At 60.3% G+C, this 16,137-nt stretch carries 11 protein-coding genes; 6 read left to right on the forward strand and 5 right to left on the reverse strand.

Annotated elements, in window-relative coordinates; all coding sequences use genetic code 11:
• The first annotated feature begins 3 nt into the window (after window positions 1-3).
• From H8B15_RS00885 to bglX, 4 genes are all read left to right on the forward strand, one after another.
• Window positions 4-1,488 (forward strand): RagB/SusD family nutrient uptake outer membrane protein, encoded by a 1,485-nt coding sequence (locus H8B15_RS00885; protein WP_187317766.1) that lies wholly within the window; start codon window positions 4-6, stop codon window positions 1,486-1,488.
• A gap of 112 nt (window positions 1,489-1,600) precedes the next feature.
• A complete protein-coding gene (locus H8B15_RS00890) occupies window positions 1,601-3,019 on the forward strand; it encodes a glucoamylase family protein (RefSeq protein WP_216859032.1) in 1,419 nt (472 codons plus the stop codon).
• A 213-nt stretch (window positions 3,020-3,232) separates the two neighbouring features.
• Window positions 3,233-4,033 (forward strand): carboxylesterase family protein, encoded by an 801-nt coding sequence (locus H8B15_RS00895; protein WP_187317767.1) that lies wholly within the window; start codon window positions 3,233-3,235, stop codon window positions 4,031-4,033.
• A 104-nt stretch (window positions 4,034-4,137) separates the two neighbouring features.
• The gene (gene bglX, locus H8B15_RS00900) at window positions 4,138-6,456 is read left to right on the forward strand and encodes a beta-glucosidase BglX (protein WP_187317768.1); all 2,319 of its coding nucleotides are present in this window, start codon (window positions 4,138-4,140) and stop codon (window positions 6,454-6,456) included.
• A gap of 166 nt (window positions 6,457-6,622) precedes the next feature.
• On the opposite strand, the gene H8B15_RS00905 is transcribed toward bglX, so the two are convergent.
• On the reverse strand, window positions 6,623-8,320 hold the full coding sequence (locus H8B15_RS00905; RefSeq protein ID WP_187317769.1) for a sensor histidine kinase: 1,698 nt from the start codon (window positions 8,318-8,320) through the stop codon (window positions 6,623-6,625).
• Window positions 8,321-8,455: 135 nt separating this feature from the next.
• A complete protein-coding gene (locus H8B15_RS20920) occupies window positions 8,456-9,880 on the reverse strand; it encodes a DNA/RNA non-specific endonuclease (protein ID WP_187317770.1) in 1,425 nt (474 codons plus the stop codon).
• 354 nt (window positions 9,881-10,234) lie between these two features.
• Between H8B15_RS20920 and H8B15_RS00915 the strand changes: the two genes are divergently transcribed.
• A complete protein-coding gene (locus H8B15_RS00915) occupies window positions 10,235-11,677 on the forward strand; it encodes a M48 family metalloprotease (protein ID WP_187317771.1) in 1,443 nt (480 codons plus the stop codon).
• 358 nt (window positions 11,678-12,035) lie between these two features.
• On the forward strand, window positions 12,036-13,040 hold the full coding sequence (locus H8B15_RS00920) for an endonuclease/exonuclease/phosphatase family protein (RefSeq protein ID WP_187317772.1): 1,005 nt from the start codon (window positions 12,036-12,038) through the stop codon (window positions 13,038-13,040).
• A gap of 33 nt (window positions 13,041-13,073) precedes the next feature.
• On the opposite strand, the gene H8B15_RS00925 is transcribed toward H8B15_RS00920, so the two are convergent.
• The 3 genes from H8B15_RS00925 to H8B15_RS00935 form a co-directional block, all read right to left on the reverse strand.
• Window positions 13,074-14,147, reverse strand: coding sequence for a dipeptidase (locus tag H8B15_RS00925; protein WP_187317773.1), 1,074 nt, complete (start codon window positions 14,145-14,147; stop codon window positions 13,074-13,076).
• Between the two features lie 4 nt (window positions 14,148-14,151).
• Window positions 14,152-15,264 (reverse strand): D-TA family PLP-dependent enzyme, encoded by a 1,113-nt coding sequence (locus H8B15_RS00930; protein WP_187317774.1) that lies wholly within the window; start codon window positions 15,262-15,264, stop codon window positions 14,152-14,154.
• Window positions 15,265-15,533: 269 nt separating this feature from the next.
• On the reverse strand, window positions 15,534-15,998 hold the full coding sequence (locus H8B15_RS00935) for a RidA family protein (protein WP_187317775.1): 465 nt from the start codon (window positions 15,996-15,998) through the stop codon (window positions 15,534-15,536).
• Window positions 15,999-16,137 lie beyond the last annotated feature (139 nt).

The raw sequence follows: 16,137 nt of genomic DNA on the forward strand, positions 1-16,137 counted from the left end.
ATCATGAAAGCGAAACACTATATCATTGCCCTGGCTAGTCTCTCGTTGAGCATGGCCGTTAGCAGCTGCCAGGATTTTCTGGACACCCAGCCGCTGGGCGAGGAGCTGAGCGAAAACTTCTTTGCTACCTCCGACGGCGCCGTGCAGGCCACCAACGCCATATACAACCAGCTGCGCGACTTCTCCGTGCACACCTTCTCCTTCATCGGCATTGCCAGCGTGGCTTCTGACGATGCCGACAAGGGTAGCACCCCCGGTGACGCACCCGCCATGGGCGAGCTGGATAACTTTACGGCCACGGCCGCCAACGGTCTGCTCGACGGGTTCTGGCAGGGCCACTACCTGGGTATTGCCCGCGCCAACCAGGTAATTCTGCGCGTGCCCGATATTCAGATGGACGATGCGTTGAAAGCCCGCCTAATTGGCGAGGCCCGTTTCCTGCGTGCCTACTTCTACTTCAACCTGGTGCGCACCTACGGCGGCGTACCAATTATTGATGAGCTACCACCCCGCGACGGGAGCAATTCCTCGAAGCCCCGCGCCACCCGCGAGCAGACCTATCAGTTCATCATTGACGATCTGAATGCGGCCGTGGCGGCTCTACCTGTACGCTCTGCTTATCCCGCCGCCGACCTGGGCCGCATCACCAAGGGAGCTGCGCAAGGCATGCTGGCCAAAGTGTATATGTACCAGAATAACTGGGGGCAAGTGCTTTCCCTCACCGATGCCGTAATTGCCTCCGGCGAGTACAGCCTCTACAACAACTACGCGCTTCTGTTCAATCTGGAAGGCGAAAACTCCAGCGAGTCGATCTTTGAAGTGCAGTGTGCTACCCTGCCGCAGGGTGGGGGCGGCTCGCAGTACGCCGAGGTGCAAAGCCCGCGTGCACCCATCCCGACGGGTGGCTGGGGCTTCAACTCGCCTTCTGAAAACCTGAACAGCGCCTATGAAGAGGGTGACCCACGCCGCCAGGCAACCATCATCTACGCCGGCGAAAACTTGGGGGATGGTGTAACCATTCCGACGGTGATTGATAACCCGCGCTACAATCAGAAGGCTTATGTGCGCGCTACCGACCCTCGCTCGCCCAACGGCATGGGCGACTCGGGCAAGAACATCCGCATTCTGCGCTACGCCGATGTGCTGTTGATGAATGCCGAAGCCGCCAACCAACAGGGTAACTCAGCCAAGGCCCTCACCGACCTGAACTTGGTGCGCAAACGCGCCCGTGGCACCAGCACCACCGTGCTGCCCGACGTGACGACCACCGACCAGTTGGAACTACGCCAAGCCATCTGGCGCGAGCGACGCGTGGAGCTGGCCATGGAGCACGACCGTTTCTGGGACCTGGTGCGCCAGGGCCGTGCCGGCACCGTGCTGCGAGCCGTGGGTAAGAATTTTGTGGATGGCAAAAATGAGGTATTCCCGATTCCGCAAAACCGCATCGACATCAGTGGTGGGTTGATTACCCAAAATCCTGGCTACTAGAATATTGATCTAATAGATTGAAAAGAACGTCATGCTGAGCTTGTCGAAGCATCTCTACCGCTTCGTTGAATACTACCTAACGAAGCAGTAGAGACGCTTCAACAAGCCCAGCATGACGTTCTTTCGTTTTCCTACCCCGCGCTTTTCCTACCCTACACCTTTGTTTATGAACAATTCGAAGCCCTTTTCCTATCTACTTGCTACCTGCCTGGGCGCGGCAAGTCTGCTACCGCTCAGCACTCAGGCCCAAACCGCTCCCACTGCGCCCAAACTCACCTACACCGCCCCGCGCCAGAAAAACCTCTCCGACGAGCAGTTGCTGGATGAGGTGCAGCGCCAGACGTTCCGGTACTTCTGGGACTTTGGGCACCCCGTGTCGGGCATGGCGCGGGAACGGAGCAACGTGAGCTTCGACTATGGCGACGAGGTGGTGACGACCGGCGGCACGGGCTTCGGCATCATGGCCATTATTGTGGCCGCCGAGCGCAAGTGGATTACGCGGGAGCAGGCCGCCGAGCGGGTAGGGAAGATTGTCAACTTTCTGTGGAAGGCTGATATGTTTCACGGCGCGTTTCCGCACTGGCTGAACGGCGAGACGGGCAAAACCATCCGCTTCAGCCCCAAAGACGACGGCGGCGACATCGTGGAAACGTCGTTTCTGTTTGAGGGGCTGATTTGCGCCCGCCAGTACTTCACCAAAGACACGCCCACCGAAAGCAACCTGCGCAACAAGGTGCTGTGGATGTGGGAAGGGGTGGAGTGGAGCTGGTACACTCAGAACCAAAACGTGCTGTACTGGCACTGGAGCCCCAACAACGACTGGAGCATGAACCACCAGATACACGGCTGGAACGAGTGCTTCGTGACCTACGTGCTGGCCGCGTCGTCGCCCCGCTACAGCATTGATAAGAAAGTGTACGACGAAGGCTGGGCCACCGGCAACTACTTCAAAAACGGCAAGAAATACCTGGGCACTACCCTGCCGCTGGGCTTCGACTACGGCGGGCCGCTGTTTTTCTCGCACTACTCTTTCCTGGGCATCGACCCCCGCGGCCTCAAAGACCAGTACGCCGACTACTGGCAGCAAAACCAGGCCCACACGCGCATCAACTACGACTACTGCGTGCAGAACTCCAAGAAGTACAAGGGCTACGGCAAAGACACCTGGGGCCTCACCGCCTCGGACAGCTACAAAGGCTACGCCGCCCACTCGCCCACCGAGGACCTGGGCGTGATTTCGCCCACCGCGGCGCTGTCGGCCATGCCCTACGCGCCCAAGGAATCGATGGCGGCGCTGAAGCATTTCTACAACGACTTGGGCGACAAAATCTGGGGCGAATATGGCTTCGTGGATGCCTTCAGCCAGGAGCACAACTGGTACGCCAAGTCCTACCTCGCCATCGACCAGGGGCCGATTGTGGGCATGATTGAAAACCACCGCACGGGCCTCTTGTGGAAACTCTTCATGAGCAGCCCTGATGTGCAGAAAGGCCTGAAAAAGCTGGGGTTGGAAAGTCCGCAGTTGAAGTGAGGGTAGGAGGGAGAACTAAAGCTAGAGGCTAGAAAGCTAGTTCCCCTCCTCAGATGAGGAGGGGCTAGGAGTGGTTGACAGCCGTTTAACGACCTCTAGAATCTAGCATTAAAAAACGTCCTTCGGCTCCGGTCAACCACCCCTAGCCCCTCCTCATCTGAGGAGGGGAACTAGCTTTCTTGTTTTCTAGCTCTAGTATTTGCTCAACATCCCATGCAAAACTCCCTCTTCCGCTACCTACTCATTACCCTGCTGACATTCGCCTGCGCCGCTACCGTCGCTTACGCTCAGCAAGAGCCCGGTTTCCAGCCCCGCACCTACGCCGCCAAGGGCGGCCACACGCTGCCCTACCGCATCCTATACCCCGAAAACTACGACCCCGCCAAAAAGTACCCTTTGATACTGGTGCTGCACGGGGCAGGCGAGCGGGGCTCCGACAATGAAAAGCAGCTCACGCACGGCAGCAAGCTGTTCCTGAACCCCGAGAACCGGCAGCGCTTTCCGGCCATTGTGGTGTTTCCGCAGTGCCCCGAGGACAGCTACTGGGCCGCCACGAAAATCGACCGCACCCAGCACCCGCTCGACATCCAGTTTCGCTACGCCGATGGCCCCAATTGGCCCCTGCGCGCCGCCCTGGACCTGGTGCAGCAGCTACGCCGCCAGGAGCACGTCGATAAAAAGCGGGTGTACATCATGGGCTTGTCGATGGGTGGGATGGGTACGTTCGAAGCCCTGTACCGCGAGCCGAAGCTGTTTGCGGCGGCTACTCCCATTTGTGGCGGCGGCGAACCAAGCTCGGTGAAGCGCTACGCCAAGCGCCTGCCGCTGTGGGTGTTTCACGGTTCTGTCGACGACGTGGTGGCGCCCAAATACTCCCACGAGATGGTAGCCGCCATAAAACAAGCTGGCGCTCAGGTGAAATACACGGAATACCCCGGCGTGAACCACAACAGCTGGGACAGTGCCTTTGCCGAGCCGGAGCTGCTACCCTGGCTGTTCAGCCAACACAAGTAGGGTAGGGGCACCCCGGTTTTCGCTGACTCCATCAACGACCTGGGTTCCACCAACTGCCTACCCAAACCGATTTAGTGAACTCAAATTTCCCACACAGAATACCCATGAATACACTTTCCCGCGCTGCCCTGCTGCTCACGCTGGGCCTCACGTTCACGGCGCCGCTGCACGCCCAACAGCAACCAGCGCCTACCCCCCAAGTGATGCAGGACGACCCCAAGATGAAGGCGTTCATCGACAACCTAATGCAGAAAATGACGCTGGAAGAGAAAATCGGCCAGCTGAATTTGGTGTCGGTGGGCTTTGATGTGACCGGGCCGGTGGTGAGCAAGAACGTGAACGAGAACATCTCGAAGGGCAACGTGGGCGGCGTGTTTAACACCTACACGCCCATTGCGGCCCGCAAGCTGCAAGAGCTGGCCCTGAAGCAAACCCGCCTGAAGATCCCGCTGATTTTTGGCTACGACGTCATCCACGGTCACCGCACCATCTTCCCGATTCCGCTGGGGCTGGCTGCCAGCTGGGATGTGCAGGCCGTGGAGCGCAGCGCCCGCATTGCCGCCGAAGAAGCCTCGGCCGACGGCCTGCACTGGGTGTACTCGCCCATGGTGGACATTGCCCGCGACCCGCGCTGGGGCCGCGTGGCCGAGGGTGCCGGCGAAGACCCCTACCTTGGTTCGCGCATGGCCGAAGCCATGGTGCGCGGCTACCAGGGCTCCGACCTCACCAAGGAAAACGCCGTGATGGCCTGCCTCAAGCACTTTGCCCTCTACGGCGCCGCCGAAGCCGGCCGCGACTACAACACCACCGACATGAGCAAGGTGCGCATGTACAACGAGTACCTGCCGCCCTACAAAGCCGCCGTCGATGCCGGGGTAGGATCCGTGATGTCGTCATTCAACGACGTGAACGGCATTCCCGCCACCGCCAACCGCTGGCTGCTCACGGATTTGCTGCGCGAGAAATGGGGCTTTAAAGGCTTCGTGGCCACCGACTACACGGCCATCAACGAGCTGGTAGCGCACGGCATGGGCGACGAGAAAGAGGTGGCAGCCCTGGCCTTGAAAGCCGGTGCCGATATGGACATGGTAGGGGAGCTGTTTCTGAAGCACCTGGGCGAAGACCTGAAAAACGGCCTTGTAAAGCAAGCCGATATCGACCTGGCGTGCCGCCGCGTGCTGGAAGGCAAGTACCGTCTGGGCTTGTTCAAAGACCCCTACCACGGTGTGTCGGAGAAGCGGGCCAAGAAGGTCATCATGAACAAGGACTTCCTAGCCGATGCCCGCGACATTGCCCGTAAGAGCATGGTGCTGCTGAAAAACGAAAACCAAACCCTACCCCTCAAAAAGTCGGGCACTATTGCCCTGATCGGCCCGCTGGCCCAGAGCCAGCGCGACATGATTGGCAACTGGAGCGGCGCCGGCGACTGGAAACAGGCCGTGTCGCTGGAGCAGGGCATCCAAAACGTGGCCGGCAAATCGGTGAAAATCGTGTACGCCAAAGGCGCCAACATTGCCGACGATCAGCAGATGCTCGACCGCCTCAACCACCACGGCGGCAACCTGGAGCTGGACAAACGCTCGTCGGAAGAAATGATCAAAGAAGCCGTGCAGGTAGCCCAGCAGGCCGACGTGATTGTGGCCGCCGTGGGCGAAAGTCAGGGCATGACCGGCGAAGCCGCCAGCCGCGCCGACATCGGCCTACCCGGCCAGCAGCTGGCCCTGCTCAAAGCCCTCAAGCAAACCGGTAAACCGCTGGTGCTAGTGCTCATGAACGGCCGCCCGCTCACGCTCACCTGGGAAGACCAAAACGCCTCGGCTATTCTGGAAACGTGGTTTGGCGGCACTCAGGCCGGCAACGCCATGGCCGACGTGCTGTTCGGCAATTACAACCCCTCGGGCAAAATCACGATGACGTTCCCGCGCTCGGTGGGGCAGATTCCGCTGTACTACAACCACAAGAGCACCGGCCGCCCCTACGCCGGCACCGACCCGATGGACAAGTACAAGTCGCGCTACCTGGATGAGGTGAACGAGCCGCTCTACCCCTTCGGTTTCGGCCTGAGCTACACCACGTTTGAGTACGGCAAGCCCGAGCTGAGCACCACCACGCTGGGCCAAAACCAGCCGCTGGAAGTGAAAGTAACCGTGCGCAACACCGGCAACTACGACGGTGAGGAGGTGGCCCAGCTCTACCTGCGGGATATGATAGGCAGCCTCTCGCGCCCCGTGCAAGAGCTAAAAAGCTTCCAGAAAGTGATGCTGAAAAAGGGTGAAAGCCGCACGCTTACCTTCCGCCTTGCGCCCGACGCCCTCAAGTTCTACAACAACGATCTGAACTTTGTGGCCGAGCCCGGCGACTTCCAAGTGATGGTAGGCGGCAACTCCCGCGACGTGCAAATGGCCAGCTTCCGGCTACAATAACATAGCGCAGATTGCTGGCTTACTGAAGTAGAGACACACTATCTTGTGTCGCATCGTTGAACAACTTACAGCAGCGTTTGGCTACATACTCTATCAGCTACTACCCCAACAGCAAGGGCGCGACAAGTACTTGTTGCGCCCTTGCTGTTTGTTGTGTAAGCCTAATCTAATCCTCAGAGCGGGTAGAGGGCAGCACAACGGTGAAGGTGGTACCCACGCCCAGGGTACTGCTGGCTTCCAGGGCGCCGCCCTGCTGCTGTACTAGCGAGCGAACCATATACAGGCCCAGCCCGGCGCCCTCACCCTCGGCCGTGAGGCGCGTAAAGGGGCTGAACAGTCGGTCCCGGTCCCGCGACAGGTCAATGCCGACGCCATTGTCGGCAATGGTGAGCACCACGTTGTTGTCGCGGGTGCGGCTGCTCACGTGCACTACGGGCGCGCGGTCGGGCGCACGGTACTTAAGGGCATTATGCAGCAGGTTTTTCAGAATGCTTTCGAGGTAGGCCGGGGGAGATACCACCACCGGCGCCCGGCTGAAATCGGTCGTGATGGCCCCGCCCTGCGCGTGCATGTAGGCCAGCAGATCGGCGTATACGCGGCCAAACACGCCAGCCAGCTCCAGCTTTTCGGCTGGTGGCGCTGCCGTGTGCTGGCTGCGCAGTATCTCCAGCAGGCCCGATACGGTGCTCGTGAGCCGGTGCACTTCCTTGGTTAGAAGGGCCATAACGTGCTCCTGAGCCGCGCCAGCCGGCTCCTCGCGGTACACCTCCACCAGGCTTTGCAGGTTGTTGGCCGGGCCTTTCAGGTCGTGGGCTGCAATGTGCACAAAGGTGTCCAGCGAGTTGTTGGCTTCCTGCAAGGCCTGGTTGAGGCGGTTGGCCTCGTAAGTGGCCGCAGCATGATTCAGGGCCCGCCCGGCGTAATCGGCTACCAGGGAGAAGAAAGCGTAATAATTGGCGTCTAGCGGGCGGCGGGGACTCAAGCCCACAATTAGAACCTTGTCTGCCACGGCATCAGTTTCGTGCAGGCGCAGGGGAAGCAGCAGGGCCTGTGTGGGCACTGCGGGCCAGTTTTGGGCTGGCCAGCTACCAAAACGGGTAGGGAGGTCGTCTACCAGTAGAGGCTGGCGGGCCGACAGCGTTTCGGCTATCGGCCAGTACCGGCTGGTGGTAAGGGGTAGCTCGCTGGGGGCCGTTGGCTCGCCGGCGGGCAGGCCAAACCAGCCCGTGAGGCGCGCCAGCCGTGCCGGGTGGTCGATGCTGTACAACAGCGCAAACGGAATATCGTCTGCGTCGGTGGCCAGGGAGGCTACTAGGTGCTGCGCCGCTTCCACGGGGCGGGTGGCCAGGGCCGCGTGCGCCATTAGGGAGCTAAACATGGCCAGCCGCCGCTGATTCAGCACAGTCATGGTGGTTTCGATGGCCGTTACAAAGATGCCGGCTACGTGGCCGTCTTCGTTGCGGATGGGGCTATGGCTGAAGGTGAAATACGTTTCCTCCACAAACCCCTGGCGATTGGGTAGCACCAGCTGGTTTTCGAAGTGCGTGCTATGACCCTCCCATACCTGATCGAAGATAGACGTCAGGAAAGGCCACATCTCGTTCCACCAGGCCCGAGCCGGCTGGCCCAGCGCGCCGGGATGCTTAGTCTGCAAGATGGTAGCGTAGCCATCGTTGTAGAAGTGAATCAGTTCTGGTCCCCAATGCACCATCATCGGGAAGCGCGAGCCGAGCATAATCTGCACAGACGTAATCAGGCTTTGCGGCCAGCCAGCTACGGGCCCCAGCTTGGTGCGGGACCAGTCCAGCGTCCTGATTCGCTCGCCCATTTCTCCCCCTCCCGTAAATAAGATATCTGCACTCATATGGCTGTAAAACTGCGCGTGGTATCACTATTACCGAATTGGTAACAGTATAGAAAGCAAAAGTAGGCAGCCGCCACGAAGCAACCCGCAAATTCTACGTAGCATATTGTTCAGGTGATGCAGAAAGCCCTAGTTTTAGCGGGTAGGGCCGGCGTCGACGCCGGCTTGCAGGCGCGTTTGCGCGGCCACGGGCAGGGCACTCAGCATGTCCAGGCCGGTGGCAGCTTCCAGCGCATCAAGGCTCACGCGGTACTGGCCCCAGTTGGGGCTCACACTGTTGTCGTTGGGCGTGTCGATGGCAATGATGCGGGCCTGCCCGGCGGCAATGCGCTGGAGGTCGTTGGCGCCCTCAGGCAATACTACCAGCACTTTCCACACACGCTTGGGCACGGTTACGCGGCCCTGGTCGATGGTGGTGGCGGGGCCGTTGGCGCCTACCCCGCCCCGGCCGTAGCTACCCATCACGATATAGATTTCCTTGCCCTGCTTCACCAAGCTGCGGCCATACTCTTCCAGCGCCGACCACGTGCGCTGGTTGTTGTTGGGTGCTTGGGGTATCATGTTGGTCATCAGGAAGGTAGCCGAGTTGTCGTCCAGCGTGTAGGTGCGGTCGGCGGAAGGGCAGTTGTGGCCTTTGTCGAAGCCCGAGCCGGAGTAGCTTTTCGGCGTTACCTGGTAGAACTGCCGGGGTAGGGCGGGGTCGGGGCGAAAGTCATCCTGACGCGGAGCCGAGCCCATTTCGGCTTTGCTCAGGTGCCAGCTCACCCAGGTAGGCGTACCGCGCTGGGCGTTGTAGCCCAGCGTGTACTGGGGCTTCGTCATCAGGTAGTTGCTGGGCGTACTCAGGCTGGTTGTGGCGCCGCTGGGGTTGCCGAGAAGCAAATTAGGATCTGAAGTAGGGTCTTGGGGCCTTGGGGGCTTGGGAGTTTGGGTAGGGACCGAGGGACTGGGGGACTGGGTTGTGGGGGACGGCGGGGGAGCAGTAGTCCCGCTGCTGGTCGAGAGCAGCTCGATGTCGTCGATGTTCAGGCGGCCTTTGCCAGTGTCTACTTTCCTGATTTCCAGGCGCACGAGAGCCGCCTGCGGCACCGTGAAGGTGGTGGTCAGCAAGCCCGCGCCGGCGGTGCGCACGGGTTGGCCTACCCGCGCGTAGCGCCGGCCGCCGTCTTGGCTCAGCCATAGCTCCCAGGTGCTGGCGGGGTCGGTGCCGTAGCTGGCGCTGCTGATGCGGATGGTGCGCACGCCAGTCGGCGCGTCGAAATTCATGCCCAAGCGGCCCCCTGCGCGCAGGCGCGCGGCGCGCAGGCCGTCCTTGTGGTCCTGGTCCGATGTGCCAATCAGGGCTTCCACAAAGTGCCAGGAGCCGGAGGGTAGGGCTTCGTCGGCGGTGGCGTAGGCGCCTTTGCTACCCGTTTCGAAGGTTTCGGTGAGGGGCGGGGCCGCCTGGGCTGTTGTGGTTTGGGCGGGGGTAGGGAGCACCACGGCCGCCGTGTGCGTTTCGGCAGACTGCTGGGAGCAGGCAAGCAGTGCCAGGGGCAGGAGCAGGAAAAGTCGGGCCATAGTGCGAAAGTACGAGGCCGATGGCAGAGTACCTCGACGGTGCTGCCCACAACGGCGCCAGACAATTCTCTGGCTCCGCTGACGCGCACGGCATTCTGTCCAAAAACCGGTGCCGGTGGGCGTAGTGAATACGCTTCCTGTACCCGGCAAGTCGCCTCCAGCAGCTGCACAGTGCTCTGGCCACTGGCTGGGCAACCAATAGTGAAGTTGAACAGTATGGGTACAATAAACCGGCTGTTGTCCTACTTTTGCCACGATTGGTACAACTTTCGCCTAGAGTAGGCTAGCCACTTGTTTCTCTGTATTGAAGCCGGTGCACTTGTTCTGTTTTCCCACCCTCTCTCCTCGTCTGCTATGTCATTTGTCTCATTCTCTGCCCGCCACGCCCGCCTGGGCGCGCTGGCCCTGCTGCTGCCCCTGGCCGGCACCACGGCTTTCCGCTCGCCCCAGCAGGCCAAGCAAACCAAGCAGCCCGATCCGCAGGTGATTGCGCAATTTGGCCTGCTCGATAATCCGGCTTTGCAGAAGTTCATCGATGTGAAAGGCCAGCAGATGGCCGCCGTATCCAACCGCGCCGATTACGGCTATAACTTCACCATCGTCGATTCGCCCATCATCAACGCCTTTGCTGCACCCGATGGCAACGTGTATTTCACCCGCGGCATTATGGCGCACTTTAATAATGAAGCGCAATTTGCCGGCGTGCTGGGCCACGAGATTGGGCACATCACGGCCCGGCATGGGCAGAAGCAGCAAACGCGCTCTACCCTGGCCACCGGGGCACTGCTGCTGGGGTCCATCTTTTCGAGCCGGATAGCCCAGCTTGCCCAGCCGTTGTCGCAGGGGGTAGGGCTGTTGTTTCTGAAATACGGCCGCGACGATGAGCGCGAATCGGATGAGCTGGGCGTGGCCTACAGCACCAAAATCGGCTACGACGCCAGCTACATGGCCGATTTCTTCCAGACCCTACAACGCGAGCAAGCCGCCACCGGGGCCGATGCCGTGCCGGATTTTCTGTCGTCGCACCCCAATTCGGCCGACCGCTACGCCACGGTGAAAAAGCTGGCTGCCCAGGCCAAACAACAAACGGGTGGCCGTGCCCTCACTGTGAACCGCAACTCCTACCTGCGCCTGATCGAGGGCCTGCCCTACGGTGAAGACCCGCGTCAGGGTTTCGTGGAAGGCGGGGTGTTTTATCATCCCGATCTGAAGTTTCGCTTCCCTATTCCTTCTGGCTGGAAGTCGCAGAACTCGCCTTCGCAATTCCAGATGGCCGAGCCCAATGGCAAAGCCGTGCAAATCCTGACCACGGCCGGCAACGGTACCCTCGAAAGCGCCGCCCAAAGCCTGGCCGAGCAGCTAAAATTGCAGTCGCCGCAGGCTTCGCGCACCACCATCAATGGCTTTCCGGCGGTGGCTATCCAGGGCAGCCAGGTAGGGCAGGACCAGCAAACCGGCCGACAGGGCATCACGGCCAGCACGCTTTCCTACGTGATTCAGGATGGCAAAACGCTCTACGCGTTCATTGGTCTGTGCGCGCCCAACACGCTCGGCACCTATGGCCCCAGCTTTCAGCGCACAGCCCAAGGCTTTGCCCGCCTTACCGACGCCAACAAGCTGAACCGTCAGTCGGAGAAAATCCGCATCAAGACCGCCAAAGCCGGCCAAACGCTTGCGCAGGCCTTTGCGGCCAACGGCATTCCCAGCAAGCGCTACGAGGAGTTGGCCATCCTGAACGGTATGAAAACCACCGATAAGCTCAGCGCGGGCATGTTGTATAAAGTGGTAGGAAAGTAGGGCCCCGCGCAGGTACAACAAGCCCCCGGCGCCGATGAAACTACGGTTTTGTTGGGCCGGGGGCTTTGCGTATCCGTAGATACGACAGCGTAACGTAGTATTGTGCTTGCGCCTTGCTGCTTCAAGCCTATCTATAAGGTAGACTTGTTCCTGAATAATAAGAATCGAAAAAACGCCTGTCATGCTTGACCTGGCATCCGCTCGTCGAAGCATCTGACAGATCAAGCATGACATTTTTTTTTGAGCGAATGCTAATGTAGGAGCAAGTCTAGTATGCAGGCTGTTTTGCTTCGACAAACGCAACGGGACAGTTCATTTTGCTTTACGTTGTCTTACCCAAACGGCTTCTTTGTCTTACATGCCCTTGTTTAAACGGATTGCCAGCTACCTAGTGGCGGTAGTAGGCACGTTGGTCTTGCTGGTTACCCTGCTTTCGCTGTTTACGGTGTCGGTATGGTGGTTACAGGTACTCGATTTTTTTCGGTTTCAAGCCCTTATTCTGCATGCGTTAGTACTACTAGGGCTGGTGCTACTAGGCTGGCAGAGGCATAAAATAGCGCGCCTGCTGCTGCTGGCAGGTACGGTGGCAGGATTGGCATTGCAGGCGCATTTGCTGCTGCCCTACGCCCCGCTGGCCGCCCGGCCCGTACCCGACGCCACGCCCGCTCAGGCGGCCGACCTCGCCGGCCGCCTGCGTCTGCTCGAAATCAACGTGTACATGAAAAACCGCAAGGCTGCGCCGCTGCTTCAGCTGGTGCGCGACGTGCAGCCCGATGTGCTGTTGGCTGTAGAAACCGACCAATGGTGGGTGCAGGCCCTGGGCCCCCTGCAACCGCACTATCCCTACCGCCTGGAGCTGCCCCACGACAATACCTATGGCTTGGTGCTATACTCGCGCTTGCCGCTGGTAGACCCACAAGAGCACATGCTGCAACAGAAAAATGTGCCCTCCATCCGCACTGGTCTGCGCCTGCCCAATGGCCGCGTGGTCACGTTGTACGGCGTGCATCCTACCCCGCCTTTTCCCGACAACTACCCCAACAGCGTGGGCATGAAGGACGTGGCCTTGCGCAAATTAGGACGCATGGTGAAACAGGAAACCCGCCCCGCCCTGGTCTGCGGCGACTTCAATGACGTGTCTTGGTCGCACACCACCCGCATGTTTGGGGTCGATGGCGAGTTGTACAACGTGAACCTGGGACGAGGTCTGTTTAATACCTTCGATGCCCACTGGCTCCCCATCCGCTGGTCCCTAGACCATCTGTTCGTAACCAAGGAATTTCGCCTGGTGGAGCTGAAACGCCTGCCCAGCATCGACTCCGACCATTTTCCGCTGTATGCGGAACTGGTGCTAGTGGAGTAAAGAGGGATTGCAACAGCTTGAGTATAAAAGAACTTACGCCCACGCCCGGCGCAGAAACCGCAGCCAATTGCCGTGCAATAGATTTTCAACGTCTTGGGCAGTATAGCCGCGCTTGGCCAGCAGATCGGGGAGATGTTGCAGGTCGGCAATGGTTTCTAGGTCGTAGGGGCACTGCTCGCGGCCAAAGGCGCCGTCTAGGTCGGAGCCGATGCCCACGTGCAGCGTGTTGCCGGCCAGCTGGCAGATGTGGTCCAGATGGTCGACTAGCACCTCCAGATTGCATTGCATACCTACCGGCGTCGACTCACCCCGCACCCAGTTGGGTACCATCATCCAGGCATCCAAGGCGCCGCCAATTACGGCACCGTGGGCTATTAGAGCCTTGAGTTGCGCGTCGCTGTACTGGCGGTTGTGGTCGACCAGGGCGCGGCAGTTGTTGTGGCTGGCCCACACGGGGCCATTGAAATGGTCAAGCGCATCCCAGAAACTGTCGTCGCATAAGTGAGTCGCATCCAGAATGATGTTGAGGCGTTCCATCTCGCGTAGCAGCGCGTGGCCTTCCGGCCCCATGCGGCCGGTGGCGTCGGTGCCCTGGGCGTAGCGGCCGGGGCCGTAGTGGGCGGGCCCCACAGCCCGCAAGCCGGAGCGGTAAGCCTGCTCCAGATACTCAACTGTTATCAGCGAGTCGGCACCTTCCAGGCTCAGGATGTAGCCAATGGGCTTGCGCTCGGCGGGCGTACTATCATCGGTCCACAGGGCCAGGTGTTGCTCCAGGGTAGGCAGGTTGTGCACCTGCACCATCTCGCCAGCGGCTTCCATGGCCTGGTACCATGCCAGCTGACCTTGGGTTTGAGCCCACGCCTGGGCCGGCGAGTGCCAGCCAGGTAGCGGGTTCTCGGGCGCCACGAAGCGGGCAATCTGGGTGGCTACTACCAGCCCAATCTGGCCCCGGCGCAGCTCGGGAAGGCTCACCACGGCATTGCCCCGGTCGGGCTTGTCGGTGAGGCCGGCTTCGCGGGCGTTGAGGGCAGCCACGGGCTGAGTCAGGTCGCGGTTCCACTCCAGCGCGTTCATGCTCAGATCCAGGTGAGCGTCTACAATCAGCATGCGTTTAAATGGTTATGGTGCGGTTGCGGGCCACGGTAAGCCACGTGCCGGTCAGATGATAGTCGTCGATGGTATAGGCTTGCGCGTGAAGCGCCACGGTGGGGCAAATGTGGTGGGGCAGGCCGTAAAGCAGGTCGCCTACCCGGTACGGGTGGCCGGGGCCGGCCTCTAGTACCAAATGCTCTTCGCTGTGCCCAACCGGTCGCAGTTCAGGGCCGTTTAGAAAGGTCACGCGCTTGTCTAATGGGCTTTCGGAGGCAATGGCCTTGTGCCCCAAATCCACGCACAGGGTGGTAGGGGTAGGCAGCGACACCACCCGCGTGAGCACCAGCGCCGCCGGCTCAAACGGTTGCTCCGCAAACGCCTGGCCGTAGCCCCCGTCCCAGTAGATAAACGTGCCGGGGCTGCACTCCACCTCCGGTCGCGCCGCATGGATGGGGTAGGTAGGCGTACCACCCGCCACGATAACCGGCGCGTGTCCTACCCCGCGCAGCTGCTCGGCCAGCGCCTGCACCGGGGCAAAGGCCGCGTGGCAGCGGGCCGTGCGCTCCGCCAGGTCGGGCTCGTGAATATGGCCGTCGTAAGCGTGCAGGCCCACCACGTGCAAATGAGGTAGGGCCGCGCACTGCTGGTAAAGTTCAAAGGCGGCCGCCGGCGCAATGCCCGAGCGGTTCATGCCCACGTTTAGGTCAATGAATATGGATACAGTAAGCCCGGCGGCACCGGCCAGTTGGTGCAAGTATTGCGCCGCTGGGTAGTTGTCAATCAGGCACGAAAACGCCGTATGAGGGTAGCGCTGCACCAGCTCCACGAAGCGTGTGGCTTTGGGCCCTACCGGCTGGTAGGCCAGCAGCACGTTGGGAGCCCAGCACTGGCCTAGCAACTCGGCCTCGGCAATAGTGGCGCACTTAAACTTGCGAATGCCGGCGTCTAGCATCAACTGGGTGGCCTCTGCGCTCTTGTGCGTTTTGATGTGGGGCCGCAGCCGGTCCATATCGTCGATGCTGGCGGTGAGCTGGTCCAGATTGCGGCGCACCCGCTCGGGGTAGACCACCAGCGCGGGGGTGTCCAGCTGGTCGGGGTTTTGGAGGGTAAACCAGTTTTCTTCCTTATCCATGGCGGGGAGAGGGTAGGGGAAAAGCGGGAGGCAGGGCGTCAAGCAAATTGGCGTTATGTAGAAATCGTCATGTTGAGTTGGTCGAAGCCTCTGAAAGCCGTTTGAACGGTGTAGAAGCGCATACTTGCGTCTCGTCGTTGAACGATATCAGCCACGTGGCCGGACGACGAGATGCAAGTATGCGTCTCTACATCGTGCGAACGAAGCGGTAGAGATGCTTCGACTACGGCTGCGCTTTCGCTCAGCATGACCGCCTATCCGTTAGAGTATTACGCCAACTCAAACAACGCCTCAATCTCCACCGGAATATTATCCGGCAGCGACCCGAAGCCCACGGCGCTGCGTACGCCAATACCGTTTTCGGGACCCCACACCTGAGCGAATAGCTCGCTGCACCCGTTGATGATGTAGGGGTGGCGCTCGAAATCGGAGGTGCAGTTCACCATGCCCAGCACTTTAATCACGCGCTTCACCTTATCCAAGCTGCCCACGTGCGTGGCGATGGTAGAGAGGATGGTGAGGCCTACCTGCCGGGCGGCCAGCTTGCCTTGTTCCATATCCAGGGCGTCGCCGATACGGCCGATAATCAGGCTCTTATCATCCTGCACGGGGCCGTGGCCGGATACGTAGAGGTACTTGCCGTCGATGAGGTAGGGTTTGTACACGCCCAGGGGGGTAGGGGCGGGCGGCAGGTTCAGGCCGGTGGCGGCAAAGTTTTCGGAAGGAGTTGACATGTAAGTAAGGAAGTAGAGACACAATATTTTGTGTCTCGTCGTTGAACAACCGGCACCGCGCCGGCTGAATGCAGTAAAGACACGACCGACGTCTTGTGTCTGTTTATTGAACGATTGAAGCCGCGCCGGCTGAACAACA

The sequence above is a fragment of the Hymenobacter citatus genome, from assembly GCF_014333615.1.
Lineage (GTDB): Bacteria > Bacteroidota > Bacteroidia > Cytophagales > Hymenobacteraceae > Hymenobacter > Hymenobacter citatus.